This is a genomic window from Fluctibacter halophilus, assembly GCF_020687825.1.
GTDB lineage: Bacteria > Pseudomonadota > Gammaproteobacteria > Enterobacterales > Alteromonadaceae > Fluctibacter > Fluctibacter halophilus.
Map to the genome: position 1 here is coordinate 191965 of NZ_JAJEWP010000001.1, position 21134 is coordinate 213098.

At 47.7% G+C, this 21134-nt stretch carries 21 protein-coding genes; all 21 read left to right on the forward strand.

Features of this window, described 5'->3' with window-relative positions; translation table 11 throughout:
• Positions 1–31 precede the first annotated feature (31 nt).
• Complete coding sequence (locus tag LJ739_RS00950; RefSeq protein WP_229156721.1) at positions 32–1129, forward strand: type II secretion system F family protein; 1098 nt, start codon at positions 32–34, stop codon at positions 1127–1129.
• A gap of 3 nt (positions 1130–1132) precedes the next feature.
• Positions 1133–1537, forward strand: coding sequence for a pilus assembly FimT family protein (locus LJ739_RS00955; RefSeq protein ID WP_229156722.1), 405 nt, complete (start codon positions 1133–1135; stop codon positions 1535–1537).
• The gene (locus LJ739_RS00960) at positions 1534–1935 is read left to right on the forward strand and encodes a hypothetical protein (RefSeq protein ID WP_229156723.1); all 402 of its coding nucleotides are present in this window, start codon (positions 1534–1536) and stop codon (positions 1933–1935) included. Before LJ739_RS00955 ends, LJ739_RS00960 begins: the two co-directional genes overlap by 4 nt.
• On the forward strand, positions 1929–2606 hold the full coding sequence (locus LJ739_RS00965; protein ID WP_229156724.1) for a PulJ/GspJ family protein: 678 nt from the start codon (positions 1929–1931) through the stop codon (positions 2604–2606). Before LJ739_RS00960 ends, LJ739_RS00965 begins: the two co-directional genes overlap by 7 nt.
• Complete coding sequence (locus LJ739_RS00970; protein WP_229156725.1) at positions 2596–3480, forward strand: type II secretion system minor pseudopilin; 885 nt, start codon at positions 2596–2598, stop codon at positions 3478–3480. Before LJ739_RS00965 ends, LJ739_RS00970 begins: the two co-directional genes overlap by 11 nt.
• Positions 3481–3689: 209 nt before the next feature.
• A complete protein-coding gene (locus tag LJ739_RS00975) occupies positions 3690–4652 on the forward strand; it encodes a hypothetical protein (protein ID WP_229156726.1) in 963 nt (320 codons plus the stop codon).
• Positions 4642–5214 (forward strand): hypothetical protein, encoded by a 573-nt coding sequence (locus tag LJ739_RS00980; protein WP_229156727.1) that lies wholly within the window; start codon positions 4642–4644, stop codon positions 5212–5214. The genes LJ739_RS00975 and LJ739_RS00980 overlap by 11 nt, the downstream gene beginning before the upstream one ends.
• On the forward strand, positions 5201–5764 hold the full coding sequence (locus tag LJ739_RS00985; RefSeq protein WP_229156728.1) for a hypothetical protein: 564 nt from the start codon (positions 5201–5203) through the stop codon (positions 5762–5764). The genes LJ739_RS00980 and LJ739_RS00985 overlap by 14 nt, the downstream gene beginning before the upstream one ends.
• Positions 5754–7832: a type II secretion system protein GspD gene (locus tag LJ739_RS00990; RefSeq protein WP_229156729.1), complete on the forward strand. Its 2079-nt coding sequence runs from the start codon at positions 5754–5756 to the stop codon at positions 7830–7832. The genes LJ739_RS00985 and LJ739_RS00990 overlap by 11 nt, the downstream gene beginning before the upstream one ends.
• Positions 7833–8126: 294 nt before the next feature.
• A complete protein-coding gene (locus LJ739_RS00995) occupies positions 8127–9428 on the forward strand; it encodes a hypothetical protein (RefSeq protein WP_229156730.1) in 1302 nt (433 codons plus the stop codon).
• 71 nt (positions 9429–9499) lie between these two features.
• Positions 9500–11230 (forward strand): tetratricopeptide repeat protein, encoded by a 1731-nt coding sequence (locus LJ739_RS01000; RefSeq protein ID WP_229156731.1) that lies wholly within the window; start codon positions 9500–9502, stop codon positions 11228–11230.
• Positions 11227–12306 (forward strand): DegT/DnrJ/EryC1/StrS family aminotransferase, encoded by a 1080-nt coding sequence (locus LJ739_RS01005; protein WP_229156732.1) that lies wholly within the window; start codon positions 11227–11229, stop codon positions 12304–12306. The genes LJ739_RS01000 and LJ739_RS01005 overlap by 4 nt, the downstream gene beginning before the upstream one ends.
• A gap of 79 nt (positions 12307–12385) precedes the next feature.
• Entirely contained in the window at positions 12386–13105 is a 720-nt protein-coding gene (locus LJ739_RS01010; protein ID WP_229156733.1) for a glycosyltransferase family 2 protein, read from the forward strand.
• A complete protein-coding gene (locus LJ739_RS01015) occupies positions 13098–13475 on the forward strand; it encodes a DUF2304 domain-containing protein (protein ID WP_229156734.1) in 378 nt (125 codons plus the stop codon). The genes LJ739_RS01010 and LJ739_RS01015 overlap by 8 nt, the downstream gene beginning before the upstream one ends.
• An 83-nt stretch (positions 13476–13558) precedes the next feature.
• The gene (locus tag LJ739_RS01020) at positions 13559–14998 is read left to right on the forward strand and encodes an MOP flippase family protein (RefSeq protein WP_229156735.1); all 1440 of its coding nucleotides are present in this window, start codon (positions 13559–13561) and stop codon (positions 14996–14998) included.
• Positions 14999–15007: 9 nt separating this feature from the next.
• Complete coding sequence (locus tag LJ739_RS01025; RefSeq protein ID WP_229156736.1) at positions 15008–16090, forward strand: TDP-N-acetylfucosamine:lipid II N-acetylfucosaminyltransferase; 1083 nt, start codon at positions 15008–15010, stop codon at positions 16088–16090.
• A 2-nt stretch (positions 16091–16092) separates the two neighbouring features.
• The gene (locus LJ739_RS01030; RefSeq protein ID WP_229156737.1) at positions 16093–17013 is read left to right on the forward strand and encodes a GumC domain-containing protein; all 921 of its coding nucleotides are present in this window, start codon (positions 16093–16095) and stop codon (positions 17011–17013) included.
• Positions 17006–17911 carry a glycosyltransferase family 2 protein gene (locus LJ739_RS01035; RefSeq protein ID WP_229156738.1) on the forward strand — a complete coding sequence of 302 codons (906 nt, stop codon included), beginning with the start codon at positions 17006–17008 and terminating at the stop codon, positions 17909–17911. Before LJ739_RS01030 ends, LJ739_RS01035 begins: the two co-directional genes overlap by 8 nt.
• Complete coding sequence (locus LJ739_RS01040) at positions 17908–19095, forward strand: hypothetical protein (RefSeq protein ID WP_229156739.1); 1188 nt, start codon at positions 17908–17910, stop codon at positions 19093–19095. Before LJ739_RS01035 ends, LJ739_RS01040 begins: the two co-directional genes overlap by 4 nt.
• Positions 19070–19900: a glycosyltransferase family A protein gene (locus LJ739_RS01045; protein WP_229156740.1), complete on the forward strand. Its 831-nt coding sequence runs from the start codon at positions 19070–19072 to the stop codon at positions 19898–19900. The genes LJ739_RS01040 and LJ739_RS01045 overlap by 26 nt, the downstream gene beginning before the upstream one ends.
• Positions 19861–21123, forward strand: a complete 1263-nt coding sequence (locus LJ739_RS01050) for a glycosyltransferase family 4 protein (RefSeq protein ID WP_229156741.1) — start codon at positions 19861–19863, stop codon at positions 21121–21123. Before LJ739_RS01045 ends, LJ739_RS01050 begins: the two co-directional genes overlap by 40 nt.
• Positions 21124–21134 lie beyond the last annotated feature (11 nt).

Here is a 21134-nt window from a genome sequence, read left to right on the forward strand (position 1 = left end):
CGCGAAACGACAATTGGCGGCTGACAAATTGGTGGTGATTGCCATCAAGGAAAGCGCCTCTTTACGCAACCGTTCGCGCAATCAGGGTAAAGATGGACGAGTCGGTCTTAAGAACCTGGAGTTTATCACTGCCGAGCTGGCGATACTGCTCAATAGCGGCGTTAAGATAGACAAAGGGTTGAGCATCTTAAGTCGTGGGGTTAGTGACGCTGCCACAGGCAATTTGTTACAAAAATTGAGCACCGAAATCAAAAACGGCAGTACTGTCGCCAATGCGTTTGCAGCCCAAGAAGGGGTGTTTAGCCCTCTATTTATCAATATGTTGCGTCTGGGGGAGTCATCGGGGACGTTATCTGAAGTGTTTGCCAAACTGGCCGAAGAATTAACCTTTCAGCGACAGTTGCGCAGCAAAATTGTCCAGAGTTTAACGTACCCCAGTGTCATACTTGCAGTGTGTGTCGCTTGTATCCTATTTGTGTTCAATTATATCGTGCCACAAATGAGTGGGATGTTCGATAGGGCTGATGACTTGCCCCTCTACACGGAATTGTTGTTGGGATTAAGTGATTGGTTTGTCAGCTACCAGTGGTACCTTCTGGCGGCAATCGTTGTCGGGGGGTATGCCTTATACCGAGGTTGGCAGCAGCCAACGACGCGACGGCGCTTGGATGAGATAGGCCTAAAACTGCCCCTTATCGGAACAGGTATCCGTTTGGTGGAGCGCATCCGCTTTAACAGCTCCATGGCCATGGGGTTATCCAGTGGCGTAGCACTTGTCGATGCTATCGCTTTGGCTAAAGGCAATATCGCAAACCAGCAAATTGCACAGACCTTACAAGCCAGTCGAAACCGTATTAAACAGGGTGAACGATTATCGGTGGTCTTAAAGAGCGTACCGATTTATTCCGATTTTCAGCTTTCTTTGGTTGAAGTTGGAGAGGAAAGTGGCGACTTGGAGCCTGTATTTGCCGAAATCGCTCATCGTGCCCGGGAAGAGTTCGAGGGCTGGACGAAAACCCTGACCAACATGATTGAACCCCTTTTAATCTTGTTAATGGGTGGCATCGTTGGTTCAGTGGTAGTCGTGATGCTTCTGAGCATTGTCAGCACGAATGACGTTGGATTGTAGGGCATGCAAGGGCTTCGCAGGTGGCCGGGATTTACGCTGGTAGAATTGCTGGTGGTGCTGGCAATAGCGGGTACGATAGGGGCGTTGGTTGGACCCAATTTGTTCAGAGCGCTTGACAGCGTTACCGTGGAGTCGGATTTGCGCACTTTGCGTGGGACAGTAAAAAGCCTGTCTCATCTTGCCTTTATTAATGATCGGGACATCTCAGTGAAATTTTCAGATGACCGTATGCATTACTGGTATCTTGACGCGCCTCAACGTCAACAATCCTTAGCGTTTGAAACCCTGCGTTTTCCTCTCCAGGAGGTGAAAATTTCCCGTGCAGGTTTTCCCTGGCCTCAGCAAATAAGAGCGGATGCAGGTAACGAAGCGACAACAGTCGCTCTGCTAAAAGGTGCGCAACAATGATGCGCAAAATGGCAGGTTTTTCGCTGATTGAGGCGCTGGTCGCCGGACTTATCATGTTCATTGCATTGACGGTATTCACCAATGTCTATCGCGGTGCTCTGCAGGCGAACCAACGTGCCACGGAGGTGGTTTGGCAAACGGCACCGCTGGATTTGCTGTTTGATGCAATCCATTTGAAGCTTACCCAAGCACAATATGCCGACACCCAGCGGGGAGAAGAATACTTTCTGGGGCGGCGTTACCTGTGGGAAGCGAAAGTCAGTCGACGTATTACCCCTCCGGAGCGCTACCTGAATAAAGAGAAAGTAGAGACCGGGGGACAGGCCGTTGTATGGAAGGTGTCACTGCATGATGCCAGCAGCGATGACGTGCATGAATACATGGAGATAACGTGGTAAGGACGTCATTCCGGTACAGGGGATTCTCGTTAGTTGAACTGTTGGTGGCGATGGCCATTTTAGCCATGACGATCATGATTGCGACCATGGGTTACAGCTATTTTGTCCAGCGCTGGCAGAAAGATGCCAACGCGTTTGACGCTCATGTTGATACCTTGCAGGCACTGAAGCGCGTGCAGATGGCCGTTACCGGTTTGTATCCCTACATCGTCAGAGATCAAGAGCAAAACGCGACGCTTTATTTCGAGGGGTCTGAGGACAGCTTCATCGGCGTATCCAAATCCCCGTTTTCCGGTCGTCAGGGGCTCGCAGTGGTGAGACTGTCCATCGTTCAGTCGTCCGACCTTTCCTACTCTCTGCAGTACGAAGAAGCGGTTTTGAAGAATGATCTATTGCTGACCCTGGAGCAACGCCATGCTTTCACGTTTCAGCAAACCCTGTTATCCGGTGCGTCCGATATGGTGTTTGAGTACTATGGCTATGAAAACCTGGGACAGAAAACCGCATCTGCTGCGCGGCAATGGTGGACCAGTTTTAATGGTTCGAACCGTAATGTGATGCCCTCGGCCATACGACTGCAGTACGTTAAAGAGGGCCAGCAACAAGCCGTGGTTTTTTCCGTGAGTCAGTTAAACAGTCGGGCATTGGGGTGGTTTTCAAATGACTTCTAAGCAATCCGGTGTTGCATTGGTTCAGGTATTGCTGATCAGCGCAATCATCGCCATTGTCGCGTTGCATTTTAACAAGACCGCGCAACGCAACGTCGATATTGCCCGGCAGTATCAGCAGCGACTGGAAGCCGAGTTGGCAATGCGCAGTGCTAAGACAGCGGTACTGAGTCGCTTTTATCAAACGGATACGCTGGCCTTGTTTAACCATAGCGGTCAGGGAACGTCCTGGTATTGTAACGGTAAACCGGTGACCCTTTCCCCCGGTGTCACGTTGCAGGTAAAGAGTATGTTGGGGAAGTTGTCGGTATCGTTACCTCAAGACGAGCTATTGGTGCCGCTGTTTCGGGCTGAACAGATCCCGGATGAGCAATGGGGGCAGTTTTTACCTGCGCTGCACGACTGGACAGATGTTGACGATAACGTGTCACCATTTGGCGCTGAGCACGCCTATTACAACGCCAGTGATAAAGCCGGACCGCGCAATGGTCCGTTGCAAAGTGTTGCTGAAATTCGTGCATTACCGGGAATTAGTGATACCCAGTACGAGCGTATTGGGCCGAATCTGACCCATCACTATATCTCAACGTTTGCTCCGTTGTGCGCCTCTGCGCCTCTTGTTAGGGCGTTGTTCAATGAAGATATTGCGCAGCAGTTGATCATTCTCGGCAATGGACAACAAGACATAGAGCAGGGCTGGCAACAAATTTTTGGTAGTTTTGTCCCGTATGATGGCTTACTGGATGTCTTTCCCGGGAACCTGTTTGAAGTGACGTTGTCGGTGACTCGGGGGGACGTGAAACTGGATCATCGGTTTGAGATTTTGATACAGACGCATCAAAGTCGAGAACCAATCCTCCAGTTGTCATATTATTAGCCGATTAACTTGCAACACAGTCATTTAATTGACGATAATGGCCGGTCTTTTACATCAGGCCCGGCAATTGAGGGAGCTTTGTCATTAACGCACTGGTAACATATCTGCAGCGGTTTGTCGCATTTGATTCAGAATCATCGGGCAAGGAGAGCAAAGCCCAATTCGTCGCTGTTGTCGAGCGTGAACGCTGTTTTGAAACTGTCAAGGATTTGCCCATTGCCAATGTCAGTGAAGCGCTAAAAGCTGCGGAGCTGATGGATGACATTAGTCCTGTCCTTGGTCATCGGTACACACTGGTCGAGCCTTTGGGACTCGATAAATGTCGGGTCTATTTTTGGGTCATTCCAGACAACGCCTACAAGGATGCCGCCAAAGGCAGTTGGTTAATTATACCTGAGCCTTTGTTAGCAAAGCGTGCAATGGACACTGTAGCGACAGGAGAAATGCGTTGGCTGGTGGAGCGCAACGGACATGTGCTGCAGGTTATGTCTCGAGGCGGGGAGTTCTGCACCGATACTCTACCGCGCACACCCTCCGATATGGATGGCAAGGTCGACGGCTACCAAACCTATGAGCAAACGGATTGGCAGCGTACATTGACCCGACAGCTTTTTCATATGCCACCTCATGTTTGGCGCCAAAGCATTAACAAGCTGCGTTTGGGTAAGTTAATTGAAGGCATTAAATGGCGTTGGTTGGGAGCTGCGTTTGTCGGTTGTGTTGCAGCTTATCTGGCAATGACCAGTGCTTTTTTAGTCTGGCGTCAAGGCGCGGTGGAAGCACAATTGTCTGAACAACGTGAGCAACTTAATGACGTTTTTGCGTTGCAACACCAACTGGAAAACCATCAAGCCTTTGTCGCTGTGCTGCAAGACAGTGTAAACACCTTTCAGCCGTCTTCGGCCTTATGGCGTGTGGTTCTTTCGTTGCTGGACAAGCAGGATGTGCAAATTCAATCCATTGCTGTTGAAAATGGCCAGGTCAGCATGAGGACTAAGTCAGACAAGGTATCTGATTTATTGAAGGCCTTGTCCACGATTCCCGGAATTATAGAACCTCAAATGGCCTCTCCGGTGCTTCAGGTCAGAGGGGGAGAGATTGTGACTCTGACGTTCCGGGTGAATGATGATCAGGTCTGGTCCAGTGATGCAGGAGGCGATGGTGCAGAATAAAACTATACTGCTTGGCTTTGTGGCCGTGTTGTTGGTAATAAAGTTTGCCGTTGTGCCTCTGATTGACTGGCAGGATAGCACCGCAGCGACGGTGCACCGCCAGGCCGCCCAGTTGGAAAAAGGTAAACGTTTACTGGCCAACCAAGAGGACATCGCCGCAAGAGTACAGGCGCTAGAGGCTCTTCGAGAGACGTTGCAAGAAGGGTTGGTTTTCAGTGCTGAAGATCAGACTTCTTTGCAGATCGAGTTGCAGTCGTTCTTGGGCAAGCGCCTTGAAGAATATGGCCTTGAGGCCCGCAATATTAATTGGCTTAACTCCTTGTCAAAGGGGCCTTTGGTGGAACAACGGGTAGAATTATCTTTGTCTGGCAAGTTGCATGGTTTGATCTCGTTTATGCTGGATGTTGAACAATTCCAGCCCCGTATGAGTGTGGTCAGGATCAATACCATTAATTCGAACATGTATCCTCAGCGCCAGACCCTGGGACAGTTTAATGGTATGGTGGTACTTTCAATGATGCGCAATGCGGGGACATCAGGAGAGACCGATGAACAACCGTAGCCTTTTTATTGCGCTGATGGTGATATTGCTGCCCTTGTTTATATGGGATTTTAGTCAGCGTCTGGCGTTGAAAATTGATGACAATGAACAGCAGGATTCAGCCCTCAAGGTAGGTGAAAGCAACATCGCTACGTTGACAGAGGAGCGCCGAGACTCGTTGCTCAATGCGCTGAACCAATACGACCAGCCTAAGGAAAAGCCAACTGCCCGTCCTAAGGAAGAATCGACCAAGCCCAAAATCGCTGGCATGTCGGCAGCGCAACAGCAGCAACAGCAAGGTAAGTTACGAGATCTGTTTGATGGTCAGATGCGATATCGTCTGGTTGGCACGTTTCGTTACAACGGACAGCGATTGGCCATCATTAATGGCGTGAACATAACAAACAGCAAGCAATCGAGCAATGAAATCCAAGTAGGCCAGCGCTTAGGCGAGTACCTAGTTGAAAGGATTGATCCAGGCGTAGTAGCGCTACGCCACAACGAGCGGGTCGTAGAATTGCAGGTGTTTGCGTCAAAAGAGTCCAAGGAGATACAAAAGAATGCCGAGTAAATCGTGGCTGCGGGTGCTATCGGTCGTGGTATCGTCAGCACTCCTATCAGCGTGTGCGACCAGTAACCACAGTGATGCGTTTTCTAAAAAATACGGTGAGCAAGCGCTGGAAGTACGCAAAAGCTATCTGAACATTGATGGCGTGGAAGAGGCTGAACTTGGAATACAAGACGATGTCAGTGAATCTCAACAACGCCGTAACGACGGAGGCTTCTTTACCCTGCCGTCAATGAGTCGGCCTGACGTCTCCTTTTCCTCTGCCGAAATGGAACAACTGTTTCCCGACAGCGGCGAGATCCAAGTTGCTGCGAATCAAATGCCGTTGAACGGTTTTATCCACTATGTGTTTGGTGAACTGCTGGGAGTTAATTACATGGTCACCCCGGATGTGGACCGGGCTACGGCACCTGTGACACTAAACATTTCAAAGCCTGTAACACCGCGTAAGTTATTTGCGCTGGCACAAACGGCTTTGGGGGAGCGACATGTCACGGTCAAATATAATGGCGATGTCTTGTTATTGGCCAAAACAGAACCGAACAGCAAGGCCGCCCGCGCCGTTGGTATGGGACGTGAAGTGAACGACATTCCCAGCACTGCGAACAGCGTGATGCAAATCGTTCCGGTACTGTATGGCATCAAAGTTTCCCTGAAGACCACCATCGAACAGCTGGCCGACGTACAGATCACTCTGGATGCCAAGCAAAGCACGCTGTTTATCACCGGAGATCGTGAGCAAGTTGTCAGGGCTGTAGAACTGGTCCAGTTGCTAGATTCTCCGGCAAACAGAGGACGGCATGTGGGGCTGGTGAAGCTGACGTTTACCGGTATAGACATGTACCTCAACCAGTTGTCAGCGTTGCTGGAGTCGGAGGGGATCCCCAATGGCATCATCGAGCCGGGCAATGACAATCTGGTGTTTGTGCCTCTTTACCAAATCGGTGCTGTTGCGGTGTTTGCCGCCAGCCAGTCGTTGCTCGACCGTGTTGAGTTCTGGACCAAAACGCTGGATCAGCCAACGGAGGGGGATGTGCGTCAGTATTACGTATATCACCCGAAATTTGCCCGCGCCAAGGACATTGGCGAGAGTTTGCAGCCTTTGATTGCCGGAGCCCGACAAACGAACGTTAGCTCCAACGCGCAAAACAGCCGAGAGGACGCAAATGGTGCGTCGACAGGACAACTAAAAGCAACCTCGCGTACTACTGGGGCCAGCAATGATGAACTGAATTTTGTTGTCGACGAACGCACCAATGCGTTGATCTTTAACACGACAGGTACAGCATACAAAAAGATTTTGCCCTTGGTAACGAGCCTTGATGTACTGCCAAAGCAAGTGATGCTGCAGATCACCATCGCAGAAGTCACACTGACTGACGAGTTTAAGATGGGGGTGGAATTTGCCCTATCCAGTGGCAAGTTTGGTTTTAACAGCGGTTTTGCCTCTGAAGGAGTAGGGGATGTGCTGACCTGGGCCAGTGGGGTAAATACAGCATCACTGCAGGCCTTGTCATCCAATAATTTGTTCAATGTGCTGTCTAACCCCAATTTACTGGTGCGGGATGGTGTATCGGCGACCATTCAGGTCGGGCGTGAAATCCCCATTGTTGGCTCGACCACGGTCAATCCCAATACGGGTAACCAGTTGACCCAGTCAGTCGAGTACCGGCGCACGGGAACACTGGTAACGGTGACGCCCACCATTAATGCGCAGGGTGTGGTCATTATGAACATCAGTCAGTCTAACAGTAACGAGACAGAGGGAGACGCGGCCAGTGGCAATCCCAACATTTTTGAACGCTCTCTGTCTACTGAGGTCGTGGCGGAAAACGGACAAACCATACTGATGGGGGGGCTGATCAGCGAAGAGACCACAAACAATAACTCTGGCTTGCCTGGCCTGCGTGATATTCCTTTATTTGGGAATCTGTTTGGGGCAACCACGCAGAGTAAAGTGAAGACGGAACTGGTGATCATGGTAACCCCCCGTGTTATCAGTCGTTCAGACCAATGGGATGGGCTAATGCGTACGTTCAAAGACACGGTGTCGTCCATACGTATTGATTGATATACCTTTAAAATGTGAGAAAGGATTGATTTTTAAAGGCTTTCACGCATACTTACTATGCGTTGAAGAAGGCAACAGACCGTTTTCTCATTAAAGTGTGGCTTTTTTGAGCTAAATACATAATAAATTGACGGTTTTGTTGACATCGGAACTCATTTATATATAAATTGGATTTGGTTCGTTTTTCTGGCCAGCTAGGGTGCGGTTGAACGAAATAAAACCATCGACGGTAAACGGACACAACGCAAAATGAATTGCTTCGTGTTCAATTTCATGAAATTGGAGATAATTACAATGTTCAAAAAGACGCTTATTGCTGCATCTGTAGCAGCTACCGCATCTTTCGCTGCAGTAGGCTCTACTGTTAGCACGACTCCTGCTACACTGGGTGTGGAATATGCGGTCGGCATTCAGCAGGTTACTGCCGCTGACGTTACTATTACCCCTGAGCGTGACTACGACAGCGGTGATATCATCACTCTGGAAGTGACTGGTGCGACTGTTGCTACTATGACTGCAGCTGCTACTCCTGCTCCTATCGTTCCTACAGTGACTGGTGTTGGTAACCTGCTAGATAACATCGAATTCCTCGAGTACTCTGGCAACAAAATCAAACTGTTGGTAACTAACCCTGTAGCTTTCGGCGCTGGTACTGCAGTAACTGTTTCTGGCGTTCAGCTGATCACCACTGCTGCGGCAGACGAAGGTGAAGTTAAGATGTCTGCAGTTGGTACAGTTGCAACCGTTGAAGGTCCTAAAACTGTTGACTCGTCTACTGCAGTAACTGCAATCACTTACGCTCAACAGCTTGACACATCTGTAAGCACTGCTTTCGATGCTGTTATCGACGTTAACACTGCTCGTAAAGAGTTTGTTGGCGGCGGTACTGCTGATACTCTGGTAATCAGCAACACTGAAGCTGCTGTATCTACCGGCGTTACTACCACTGGTGCTACTTACAAAGTTTGGGGTGACTTCTCATTCCTGGACGCTGATGGCGACGGTGAACTAGGCGGTGCTGACGACGGTGCTGTCACTTCAACTGCTGGTACTGCAACTGTAGCTGAAGACTTCATGTCTGTATCTGTAGCGCAAGCAGCTGCTTTCTCTACTGGTACTGTAGGTATCACTGTGACTGGTCCTGCTGATGTGGTAATCCCAGATCAAACCTTCACTGCTGAAACCAAAGTTTCTTACACCGATCCTAAAGGCGGCGCAACTGACCTGGTAGCTACTACTCTGTCTGAAAGCTCTGCTGGTGCATGGACCCTGAATGGTGCGAAAGCACACATTCCATTCCTGCCTTTCGGTTCTGCTTACTCTCAGTCAGTAACTGTGTCTAACACTTCTACTCAAACTGGCGGTGTTGACTTGGTTATCTACGTAGGCGATGACACTGTAGAAATGGAAGGTATCGCAACTGTTGGCGCTGAAGGTGTTACTGACATCTCTGCTGCTATCCGTAACGCAGTAACTTCTGCAGGTCTGAGTGGTCCTCTGTCTTTCGACGTGATCATCAATGCACCTGAAAACGCCATCGTTGTTGAAGCGTTGTACTACGCTAAGACTGACGGCGACCGTCTGCGCACTCTGTAATCACAGAGACGACAGCATTAAAAAGGCGAGCATATGCTCGCCTTTTTTCATTTCTCTGCACACGAAATAGTATGATTGTTATTGCTCGGGCATTGATGCCCATTCTAGGGATAGTGTTGGTCGCAGCAGGTTACTACGGCCTAACAACCATTCCATTCTATCTCGACGATTTTAGTTCGATACTGCACAATCCAGCCATCGCGCCACCGATAGATTGGCAGGCTTTGTGGGACAAGCACAGTTCCAGGCCATTGACCTATGCAATATTCGCCCTTCAGCTTACCTGGTTTGGCGAAAACGCCGCTGCATTTCATGTTTTTAGCATCCTGCTGCACGGGCTGACAAGCGGTTTACTTGGCTTGTTATGTTGGCAGCTACTGCGTCATCAGGCGACCTCTAATACGTTTGACGGAGCGGCTGCATACACTTTCAGTGTTGGTGCAGCAGTTTTATTTGCCGTCCACCCTCAAAATAGTCAGGCTGTTGTTTATGCGGTGCAGCAGGGAGCATTGTGGGCGGCGTTTGGTTCGCTTGGTGCGCTGAATAGTTATGTGTACTGGCGAACAACACAACGCATGTGGGCTTTGTTGGTTGGCTTGCTGTTTTTCATTATAGCGCTATCGGGTAAGCAAAATGCAGCGGTTCTACCACTCATGATATGGGTTCTGGAGTGGTTGTTCTTTAAGCGCTTTACCAAGATACTTTTTGTTAGCGGTATTGCACTCCTAATGGTCTGCGTCATTGGATTAGTAAGCCAGTTCGGCAATCAGACGCTATCCGTGCTGGACGGTTTAACACGGGAAACCGCTGACATTGCACGCATAGACTATCTTATGACGCAATTGGATGCACTGCGCCACTATCAATTCCAGTTCTTCTCTTTGCAAGGCTTGCGGTTGGAATATGACTGGCCGCTTATAACAGTCCCTGATACAGCAACTGTTATATCAGCTATTTGGCACTCAGTAGTTGTGATATGTGCCATTTTAATGCGCCGAAAGATGCCGCTACTCACACTGGGGGTCCTATGTTATTACCTGGCGCATACGGTTGAGTCGAGTGTCATGCCCATCAAGGATTTGGTATTTGAACATCGTACCTATCTACCAAATGCTGGCATGGTGCTGGGCGTTGTTGCCCTTTTGATACCACTAACCCGTCGCAAAGTATGGGCTTTACCAGCGTATGTAGCATGCGCAGTGCTATTGCTATTGTTGACCTACCAATTGCACAACCGTATCACCTTGTGGGCAGATAAGACGCGTTTTTATGCGAATGAAGTCTCTTTGTCTAAACGCAGTGCACGAGCGACCGGTGAATATGCGACAGCTCTGTCTCAAAATAATCAATGTCCCAAAGCCATCAGCTATTTCAGTCACGCCATTGCATTGTATAATAAGCAGCCTGATTGGCAGTTGGGTATCCAGCCTGAGATGCTGCTTAATTACATCGCCTGTCTGCGTGAATTGGGCATTTATCAAAAAGCTGATATCTACGAGCTGGATTTGTTGGAACAAGTAAAAGAGCCCGTGCGTCGGAGTATGATCCTATCCAACAGAGGACTTTTCTACCTGCGCAATAAAGATTTTGAGCGTGCCAATCAGGCGCTGAGCGAAGGGTTTCAGTTAAATAAATCTGACTATGTTCTGACCGTAAATCTGGCCATCACTCGGGTTAACCTAGGGGACTATAAGGCAGGCCAAGCACTGCTCAAACATGCACTTATGCTTAAACCCGGGGATGAGACCGCGACCAACCTGTACAACAAATTGCAACAGTTAACTTCTACGAGCCAAGAATGATACCCATCGTAAAACCTTTCTTGCCCGACATCGGGCGCTATCAGTCATACCTCGATGACATCTATGCACGCACTTGGCTGACCAATAATGGCCCACTGGTGCAGGAACTTGAGACACGTTTGGCAGAGTACCTCGGTGTCGAGCATTTATTACTGGTCGCCAATGGCACACTGGCGTTGCAAGTGGCCTTTCGCACTTTTGGCCTGGAAGAAGGGGAGGCCATCACGACACCCTTCACCTTTGCTGCAACACCAGGTGCATTGCGTTGGCAAAATCTGCAACCCCGTTTTGCGGACATCTGCCCGGACTCATTGAACATTGCTCCTGATTGTGTCGAGAATCTAATCACAGAGACTACTCGAGCGATTGTACCTGTCCACGTATTTGGTAACCCTTGCGACGTTGAGCGGCTATCCACCATCGCTCAACGGCATGGATTGAAAGTGATCTATGATGCTGCCCATGCCTTCGCCTGTCAGTATAAAGGCCAAACAGTTTTGCAACACGGTGACGCTGCGACCTTGAGTCTGCATGCAACAAAAATGTTCCATTGTGTTGAAGGGGGCGCCATCATATTCAAAGAGCGCGAAGCATTGGAAAAAGCACGTCAACTGATTAACTTTGGTTTTGACAGGCACAATGTACCGGCGCATGTTGGCATCAATGCCAAAATGAGTGAGCTTCATGCCGCAATGGGACTCGCAATGCTGGACATTTTTCCTGAAATACTGGCCCATCGACAGGCTTTGATGCAGGCCTACCAGCAACAGCTTTCGGGCTGGGTGACGTTTCAGGAGTGGTCAAAAGACAGTCGTAATAACGGCGCTTATGCCCCGATTATTTTGCCATCAGAGGCGCACGTATTCGCCGTAATGGATGCGTTGCAGGCGGTCAATATTCAATCGCGTCGTTATTTTTATCCCAACCTTGCTGAAGTCAGTGTGTATGGCGATGAAGGTATTTGCCCAACGTCAGCTGACATATCCCGGCGGATTTTATGTTTACCGCTTTTTGCAAATATGACCTTTGAAGAGGTCTCTACGGTATCGGAAACGGTTAAGAAGGCTTTGTCTTAAGTCGCGACGATTTAACCGCTGGATTGGCTTACAGCCTGTATATGCGCTAAAATGCGGCGGTTGTTGAGGAGGGCTCTGTTTGGCCAGTTTTGCGGTTATTATTCCGGCGATGAATGAAGCATCAAGTATTCGTGCAGTGATTGAAGACATTCGCGCGCTGCATGATTGTGCCGTGATCGTCGTTGATGATGCCAGCACCGATGACACCGCATTGGTGTCCGAGCGTGCTGGAGCGATCGTATTACGACATGTGGTCAATATGGGGGCATGGCGCGCTACGCAAACCGGAATTCGCTTTGCGCGCTCTCAAGGCATTGAGCGGGTTATTTCGATGGATGCTGACGGACAGCATCTGGCTACTGAAATCAATAAGTTGCTCGAAGCTTCGTTGCGCGGTACGGATGTCGTGATTGGTTCCTGCTTGTCGAGAGGGAGTTGGGGAAGGCATGTAACCTGGCAACTGCTCAAATGGATTACCCGATTGGGAGTCAGTGATCTAACATCCGGGTTACGTTGTTATAATCGAAATGCCATCGACGTATTGTGCAGCGAGCAGGCCACAATGTTTGAATACCAAGACGTTGGGGTTTTGCTAATGTTGCGGGATGTCGGGCTTCGCTGTCAGGAAATAGAAGTCTTGATGAACGAACGAGAAAACGGCATTTCGCGGATTTTCTATTCATGGCTTGCAGTCGGAAAGTATCTGCTTTACACGCTGGTACTTAGCACGACAAAGGCGGGTTCAGTATCAACCAAGCATTACAAAGAACGATTGAAATTAGGGGAAAACAGTGAATAACGCGCACTTGATTGCTGCTTTTATTGGTGCCGTATTGAGCATTACGATTGTGTTCTTAACACGCCGTGATCACATATCCCCTTTGGTTGCCGTTCGCTGGTTTTTGATTGCGTTACTGGTGCTTTCAGTCAGCTTTTTTCCCGGGGTGGTAGACTGGTTTGGCCGTCAACTAGGCGTAGGTTATCCACCCATCCTGCCGGTTTTGGTAGCCCTGGGGGCAGCAATGGTTAAAATATTGTTGATGGACATTGAGCGCAATAAGATGCAGGTGAAGATTGACCGTCTGGTACAGCGAATGGCAGTGCTTGAGCATCGGGTGACCGAGTCTTCGCAGGACGGACAGAACAATAGCAAACGATCACATCCGTAACGGCATTGCCAGAACGCAACCGTGTCGTACTACCTCCCTTTAACAATGCCATGCTCGCGATATTCCGCTAGTGCGGTGAACCGATGACGAACGCGCTTTCTGTCGCTCAACGCGGCGTGCAATGGACGACCCTGTCCACCTTATTTCGTGCTCTGCTGTTTGTCCTGCAGTTGGCCGTGGCCTCCCGCTTCCTGAATGCCACAGCATTGGGGATATTTGCGCTGGTGCAGTTAACCGTGATGTTTTTTCAACTGCTAATGGACCTGGGCGTTGGGCAGTCTGTTATTCACCAACAGCGCACCCGCCGTAGGCACTTAAATGCGTTGGGCTTTATGTGTTTTTGTGTCGCGCTCGGATTGGCCGTAGGGGTCTATTTGCTCGCACCTTTGGTGGCTTTTCTCTTTTCATCACCGGGTTTGGTTGAGCCGCTGCGGGTCGCGGCATTGGTGTTCGTTTTTAGTGGTTGGAGCCGTATGAATTTGGCCGTTTTACAAAAACATATGCGCTTTGGGGCAATTGCCAGCGCGGAGTTTATGGCGGTTTTTATCAGTGTTATGTGCTCTATTCTGTTGTTGTTGATGGGGCACGGTGTTTATGCATTGATTGCAGGCATTGTGATGAACCAAGGGCTGCTGGCCTTATTCCTATGGCTTTTCTCCGGGCGTAAATGGTTCTTCAGTCTCCCTGATAATTGGACGGAATTACGCCGTTATTGGCATTTTGGCTTATACCAATCAGGCGCCAATGTGGTGAACTTTTTTAATAGCCAGGTTGACGTCATACTGGTCGGCAAGCTTTTGGGCACTGAGATACTCGGTGGATATCATCTAGTTCGTCAGTTGTGCTTTAAACCCGCAATGCTGATTAACCCGGTTGTTACCCGGGTAGCTTACCCGTACATGGCGAAAATGCGTGAGCACACCGATCTTGCTACTACCTACGCAATGATCGTCAAACTGTTGTCCTGGGTTAACTTCTCCCTGTATGCCGCGATGGCTGTTTTTGCGGAGCCGTTGATAGCGGTGTTTTTTGGCCCTGCTTGGTTACATGTCACAGGGTTGATGCAAATTTTGGCTGTTTGGTGCTTATTGCGTTCGGCACAAAATCCAGTAGGTGCGCTACTGATGGCAGTCGGCAAGGTCAGACGGTCGCTGTGGTGGAATGTAGCATTGCTGTTGCTATTTCCCGCAAGCATCGCTGTGGGGACTCAATGGGGCGTTATTGGGGTAGCGACGGCGTTAGCTGCGACACAATTTGTCGCTTATTTCGGCCATTGGTGGTGGTTATTGTTCAAAACAGTGGGATTGTCCGCTGGGCAGTATTCACTGGCCCTGGCCAGGCCGGCCAGCGCCGCATTGCTCTGTGCAGCCTGTGCTGTGGTGTTAATGCGAGCGTTTGCGATTGAATCACCACTGTGGATACTGCTGCTGGGCGCGGTGGTATGGGGCCTCAGTTGGCTGGTGTGTATTGTGATATTTGAACCGCAAGCGGCGCGCTGGCTTCGTTTGCGTATCGGAAGTTGAGGAGAGGTAATGGATCGTTCTATACGAAAAATTATTCATATATTCGGGCAAACGCCACATCATTATCTCCCTATGAAACACTTTTTTGTTGGGCTAAATGTTGAGGAAATCCTCCAAGAGTTTTGGGCTTGGTCAGTCTCTGGAGAGGCTGCACCACAAGGCTTTACTCAATATATGAATGCGAATGAACTGCTTCATTTAATGAAAAAGAATGCAGATGTTGGCAGCATTTTTGTGTTTCATGGCATGTTTGATCGCCATCTGTGGCCTCGGCTGGCGTTCTCTGGCCTTCCTAAGCAATGTCTGTGGGTTTGTTGGGGAGCGGATTTGTATGAGCATATTGCTGAGAGTAAAACAATCAAGAGACGAGTAGCTCATTTCTTCCATCGGAATTTAGTGAAACGATTTAGGCACGTAATCGCGCTGAATGAAGGTGACAGTGAGCTGATTTCCAAACACCTAGCCAAGCGCAAGGTGGATGTAGTCCCTTACCCACTAATTGCTTCAGACAACACATCCTTACAGAAGAAGAACGATACAAAGCTCAATATATTGGTAGGCAACTCAGGCGCTTCCAGCAACAATCATATTGAGGCTTTGGAATGGCTTTCTAAATTCAAGGACGAAAATATTTTAGTCAGCGTACTGTTGAACTACGGCGGTAGCAGCGATTATGTGAACAATGTAGTTCAACACGGGAATACTCTTTTGGGCGAGAAATTTAAACCGATTGTCGAAATGATGGGAAAAGATGAATATGACTCCTTTCTTGCTGGCATCGATGTAGCTGTATTTGCCCATCTTCGACAGCAAGGCTTGTATGTCGTTTATTCCATGTTAAAACATGGCAGAAAAATGTATGTGAGGGGGGCAACTTCGACCTTTAGCGAGTTAGAGCACAAAGGGTTTTATGTTTTTCCCAGTGAATGTATAAAAAAACAGACATTTGCGGATTTCTGTGCGCAAACTCCAGAGCAAAGACAGAATAATCAAACGCTTATGACTATGGTATATAGCGAAAGTGCTCTTCGACCAAAATGGGAGACACTGATTAAAGACAGTGTTAATAAACTTAATGAGGATGCGCATTAATCATGCAAGAAAATACTCCTACTAACCCTTTATTTGTTGCTTACGCCCTATGGTCTCAAAAATGGTTCATCATAGGCATGTCGTTTGTTTTCGCTCTTGGTACAGCTGTTACAACATTTTTCTTGCCGAACCTGTATGAATCGGGTGGAATCTATGAGCATGTCAGAGAAGAGTCTGGTTCGCTTTCATCATCATCTCAGCTTGGCCAAATGGCAAGCCTTGCTGGTTTGTCATTTGGTACACCATCCAATACGGATCCCAAGTCAATTGATGTAGTAGCCATTCAATCCCAAGATTTTCTACAACAATTCATAGCACAACGAGATATCTTGGTGCCGTTATTTGCCGCAGAAGGCTACAATCCCCAAACCGGTGAACTGCAGTTGGATAACGAGGTGTATAACCTTGAAGAGCAACGTTGGACTCGAGAAGTCTCTAGTCCATATACCAAAATCCCATCCTACTTAGAAGCAGTTGAAAGGTTTAAAGAGTTTTTTACCGTTGACGTAGATAGGATTACTGGTCTGGTGACACTTCAACTCGTTTTTTACTCACCTGAATTATCCGCCAAGTGGCTAAATGACCTTGTTGAAGACTTCAATGAGTTTGTTAGGAAAAAGGATATTCAACGCTATACAGACAATTTATTGTTTCTGACCGATAAAGCGAATAATGCACAAAACCAGAACATGCAAACCGTTCTTTACAACCTTATTGAACAAGAGCAAAAGAAGCAGATGCTTGCGACGGTTTCGAAGCACTATGTGTTGCGAGCTGTTGAAACGCCATTCGTACCGATGAAGCGATCGTCACCTAAACGAGCTCTGTTGACCGCTTCTGCCGGTGTGGCGGGGTTATTGCTCGCATCTCTTGGTGTTTTACTCATGTTTTTCGTTCGGGGCGATAGTGGTGTAGATGGCTAGTACTACTCCTTTTTTCAGCATTGTTGTACCTACTTACAATAGGGCTCACCTTATCAGTAAAACGCTACAAAGCCTGCTTACACAAAGTGAGCAGGACTTTGAAGTGTTGGTCGTTGATGATTGTTCTGGCGATATAGAGAGGTTATCCCAGATTATCTCTGAACTGGATGATGAACGTTTTTCGTTACTGAAACATGAAAAAAATCTAAATGGTGCCGCTGCCAGAAATACAGGCATAAATGCCTCGAAAGGCAAATATATAGCGTTTTTGGATTCGGATGATACCTGGCCTGACAAGCGACTGGCTGCAATGCGAGCTGCGATTGAGTGTACCCCCGAAGCCGATAGAGTGGTTTTCTATGGTCAGGTAGATTTTAAGTTTCCGGAGCAAAGCCACGGTCGGATCATGCCGGAGGTTGGTATTGGAGGTGGCAGTGTTGCCGAGTACCTTTTTATTCATGGAGGTCTGATTCAAACGTCGACAATCGTTTGTTCCTCGGCACTGGCAAAAGCGGTTGGATTTGATGAGCGATTTATTCGGCATCAGGATTATGATTTCTGTTTGAGGGCTGAAGCAAATGGATATCTGTTCAAATTTATTCCACATGTTGTATCGAATTGGTTGCGATACAAAGGTGCATCAACGTTTAAAAAGGGAGCAACGTTTGATTTCTGTAAGTTTTGGCTGGCAGAAATGAAACAGTATATGTCCGAAACTGCGAGTAAAAACTATCAGGCAAAAGTCCTTGCGCCCATCGCATTTGAAACCGGTAACTTGGCAGAAGGTTTCGCTATCCTATGTGCCAGTTTGGGACAGGTTTCATTGCGTCGTTGGCCAACCGTGTTACTCAAAAGTATTAAAGGGCTGATTAAATATTTCATCAGAGTGATTTCATGAAGCCGTATACGGTTTTTTTTGAATGGCAAATCGTTCTTCTTGAAAGTCTGGTAGTCATCGGGCTTTCTATATTCTTGGGTATTTTGGCTACTCGCGTATTTGTTCGCCATCAAGATCGAATGGCGACAGTTATCTCGTTTTTAATACTATGTTTCTACACCAAAGTGGCGACATTTTTCCCTTTAGTGCCCTTTTTTCCTGATACGTTAGGGTTTGCGGAGCTTGTCGAATCAAATGATATCCACTCATCGTCTTTGGGGGTCATTCTTTACTATTGGGTTAGTACACCCCTGCGGTGGCTGTCTGGATTTCAAATCGAATTGTTTTTGTACTTGCAGCAGTGTGTTTATCTATTAGGTTGCATATTAATCTGGTTGGCTTGGCGCGGTTTTAGAGAAAACTATGGAGCCACTCCAGGTAACTATTCATTGTATTTGTTCCTTGTCCTGCTGTACCCCTCAACGATCATGTTTATTGCGATGCCATTGCGAGAGTACTTAATGATTCTGGGCTTTGGCTTATTTTTGTATGGATTATATCGATTTCAATATAATCGTAGTTGGGGATGGCTGATCGCCGGAGGGATCATTACCATCATGGTACGGCCACAACTTGTTATTTTGTACCCCCTGATGATGTTAGTAGCAACGCAAAAAAGCCTGTTTAAATTATCGCTGCTAGGGGGGCTGTTGCTTGCCTTGCTAGTCCCGGTATTTGAATGGGTTACTGGGTATCATTTCGAACCCAGTTTCTTTGCTTTTCTCAGAGAAAGAGGAACGACACATTACGCCGCTTCCGGTATGACTTACGGACAAGTGGACTGGAAGACGTATTGGGACATTTTATTGGATTTGCCGGCATTATTTTTACAATTCGTATTGTCTCCTTTGCCGGTTATGCACAGTGTTAATCCCTTTCAACTGAAGTTGATGCTGTTGGATGTTATGTTTGTAATGACAGTTCTCGCAGGCGCAATATTATGTCGCTCAAGAGCGTCAACACCACTTATTCGAATTTTTATCGTGGTCGGGGTGATTTTTTCAATATGGGAATTCTACTTAGGGGGGGCTGTCCGACACAGAATGCCTCTCGTATTGATGTTACTGCCTGTAGCGACAGCGTACTATACATACCTGGGTGAGAGAATCAGGAGTGGATTTGAAAACAAGTATACCAAAGGATAAAAAGCCGCTGAGCCTGACCTTGGGATTCTCGACAGTCGGACAAAACCTGGAACAGTTGAGTTGTCTGCTACATCAGGTTGAGCGGGTTCCAAACATAGAAATTGTAGTGGTTGTTCAAAATTGGAAGGTGCTAGATAAACAGTATGCTGAGAAACATCCAAATATAGTTTGGGACTGGTCCTCAAAAACGGGATTAAGTCGAAGCAGGAATCGCGTTGTGGAACTTGCAGCGTCCGACTATGTCTGGATGTTGGATGATGATGTGGAGTTTGGTGTCGAAGAAATTAACTGGTTGGTCGGTTTTTTAGACCAGCAAGCGAGCGCTGCAGATATTTTGCGAGTGAGGGTCGGGTGCACGCACGATCGGACTCGTCTATACAAGCAATATACTGATTCAAACCGTGTTACTAAATTGACCTTGTTACAAATGAATTCTATCGAACTGCTGTTCAAGCGAACATTTGTTGTTAAACATGCGCTGAGATTCAATGAGAACATCGGATTAGGTACAGCGTATCCTGGCAACGAGGAAGTTAACTTTTTGCTCGATGCATGGCGGTTTAGCCCGACGTTTAAGCTCATCCATCGCCCGTTAGTTTTTCATTCCTGTTTTGAAGGTGGACGACAAAAAGTCGAGTCTGCAGCGATCATGGAAATACGCGGAGCTACAGCCTCTCGCTTTGGTTTATTGGGCGCTATTTTGCTTATTAGGTGGTGTGGGCGGTATGTCACGAAGTACCGCTCGGTTGTACCTGCAAAAGCATTATGGCGTGGTTATTTGAATGGTTATCGGACTTATTGCTAGCAGTGCATATTTTATTTTTAACGGATAATTTTCCGCCGGAGGGAAATGCTCCCGCGTCCCGAACATTTGAACATTGCAAAGTGTGGGTTGCTCAAGGACATGAGGTTACCGTCATCACTTGTGCTCCAAACTTTCCCGATGGAAAAGTATATCCGGGTTACAAAAATAATTGGTACAAACGCTCGGTTGTTGAGGGAATTAATGTTGTTCGTGTAAAGACCTACATGGCTGAAAATAAAGGGTTTCTTCGACGGATATTGGACTTTATGTCGTTTATGGTCAGTGGTTTTTTTGCTGCGGTATGGGCGCGAAAGGTTGATGTTGTAGTCGGCACTTCCCCCCAGTTTTTTACCGCTATTGCCGCGTGGGCGGCAGCAAAGTTAAAAAGGCGACCGTTTGTATTTGAAGTTAGGGATATCTGGCCAGCTTCACTCGTTGCTGTTGGTGCTGCGAAGGAAGGTTCCGCTGTTATAAAAATGTTTGAGAAGATAGAAATGTTTTTATATGGCCGAGCAACACTTATTGTGGCCGTTACCAATCAGTTTAAACGTGAATTAGTCAACCGTGGGGTAAATGGAGCCAAGATTGGCGTTGTGACCAATGGTGTTGATTTAACCTTGTATAAGCAACGAGAAAAGTCTCAAGAGTTGCTTGCTTCATTGGGGTTGCAGAACAAATTTGTTGTAGGGTACATCGGTACTCACGGTATGGCCCACGGGCTTGATAAAGTGATTGAGTCTGCTGAACTGCTTGAAGGAGACTCAGATATTCACTTTTTGCTGGTAGGAGGCGGGGCAAGAGTAGAAGTGCTTAAAAACAGTGTTGTAGAAAAAGGTTTAACTAACGTTTCTATTTTGGGTAGGCAACCCAAAGAGACCATGCCAGACTACTGGTCACTGTGTGATGTGGCACTGATATCTCTGAAAGACTCCCCCTTGTTTGAATCGGTGATTCCCTCAAAAACGTTTGAGTGCTTCGCAATGGGGCTGCCTACAATCGTTTCTGTCCCTAGCGGAGAGATCACTGGAATTGTTGAGGAGTATGAAGCAGGAATAATCGTAAAACCTGAAAATCCAAATGATCTTTCGCGTGCAATACTGAAGTTAAGGGATGACGCTCAAGCGCTCGAGACTTATAGAAGTAACGCTTTAAAAGCAGCAAAACACTTTGACCGTTCAGCTCTTGCGTTGAAAATGCTAGCTCAACTCGAACAAACGCTTTGAAATCTGCATCA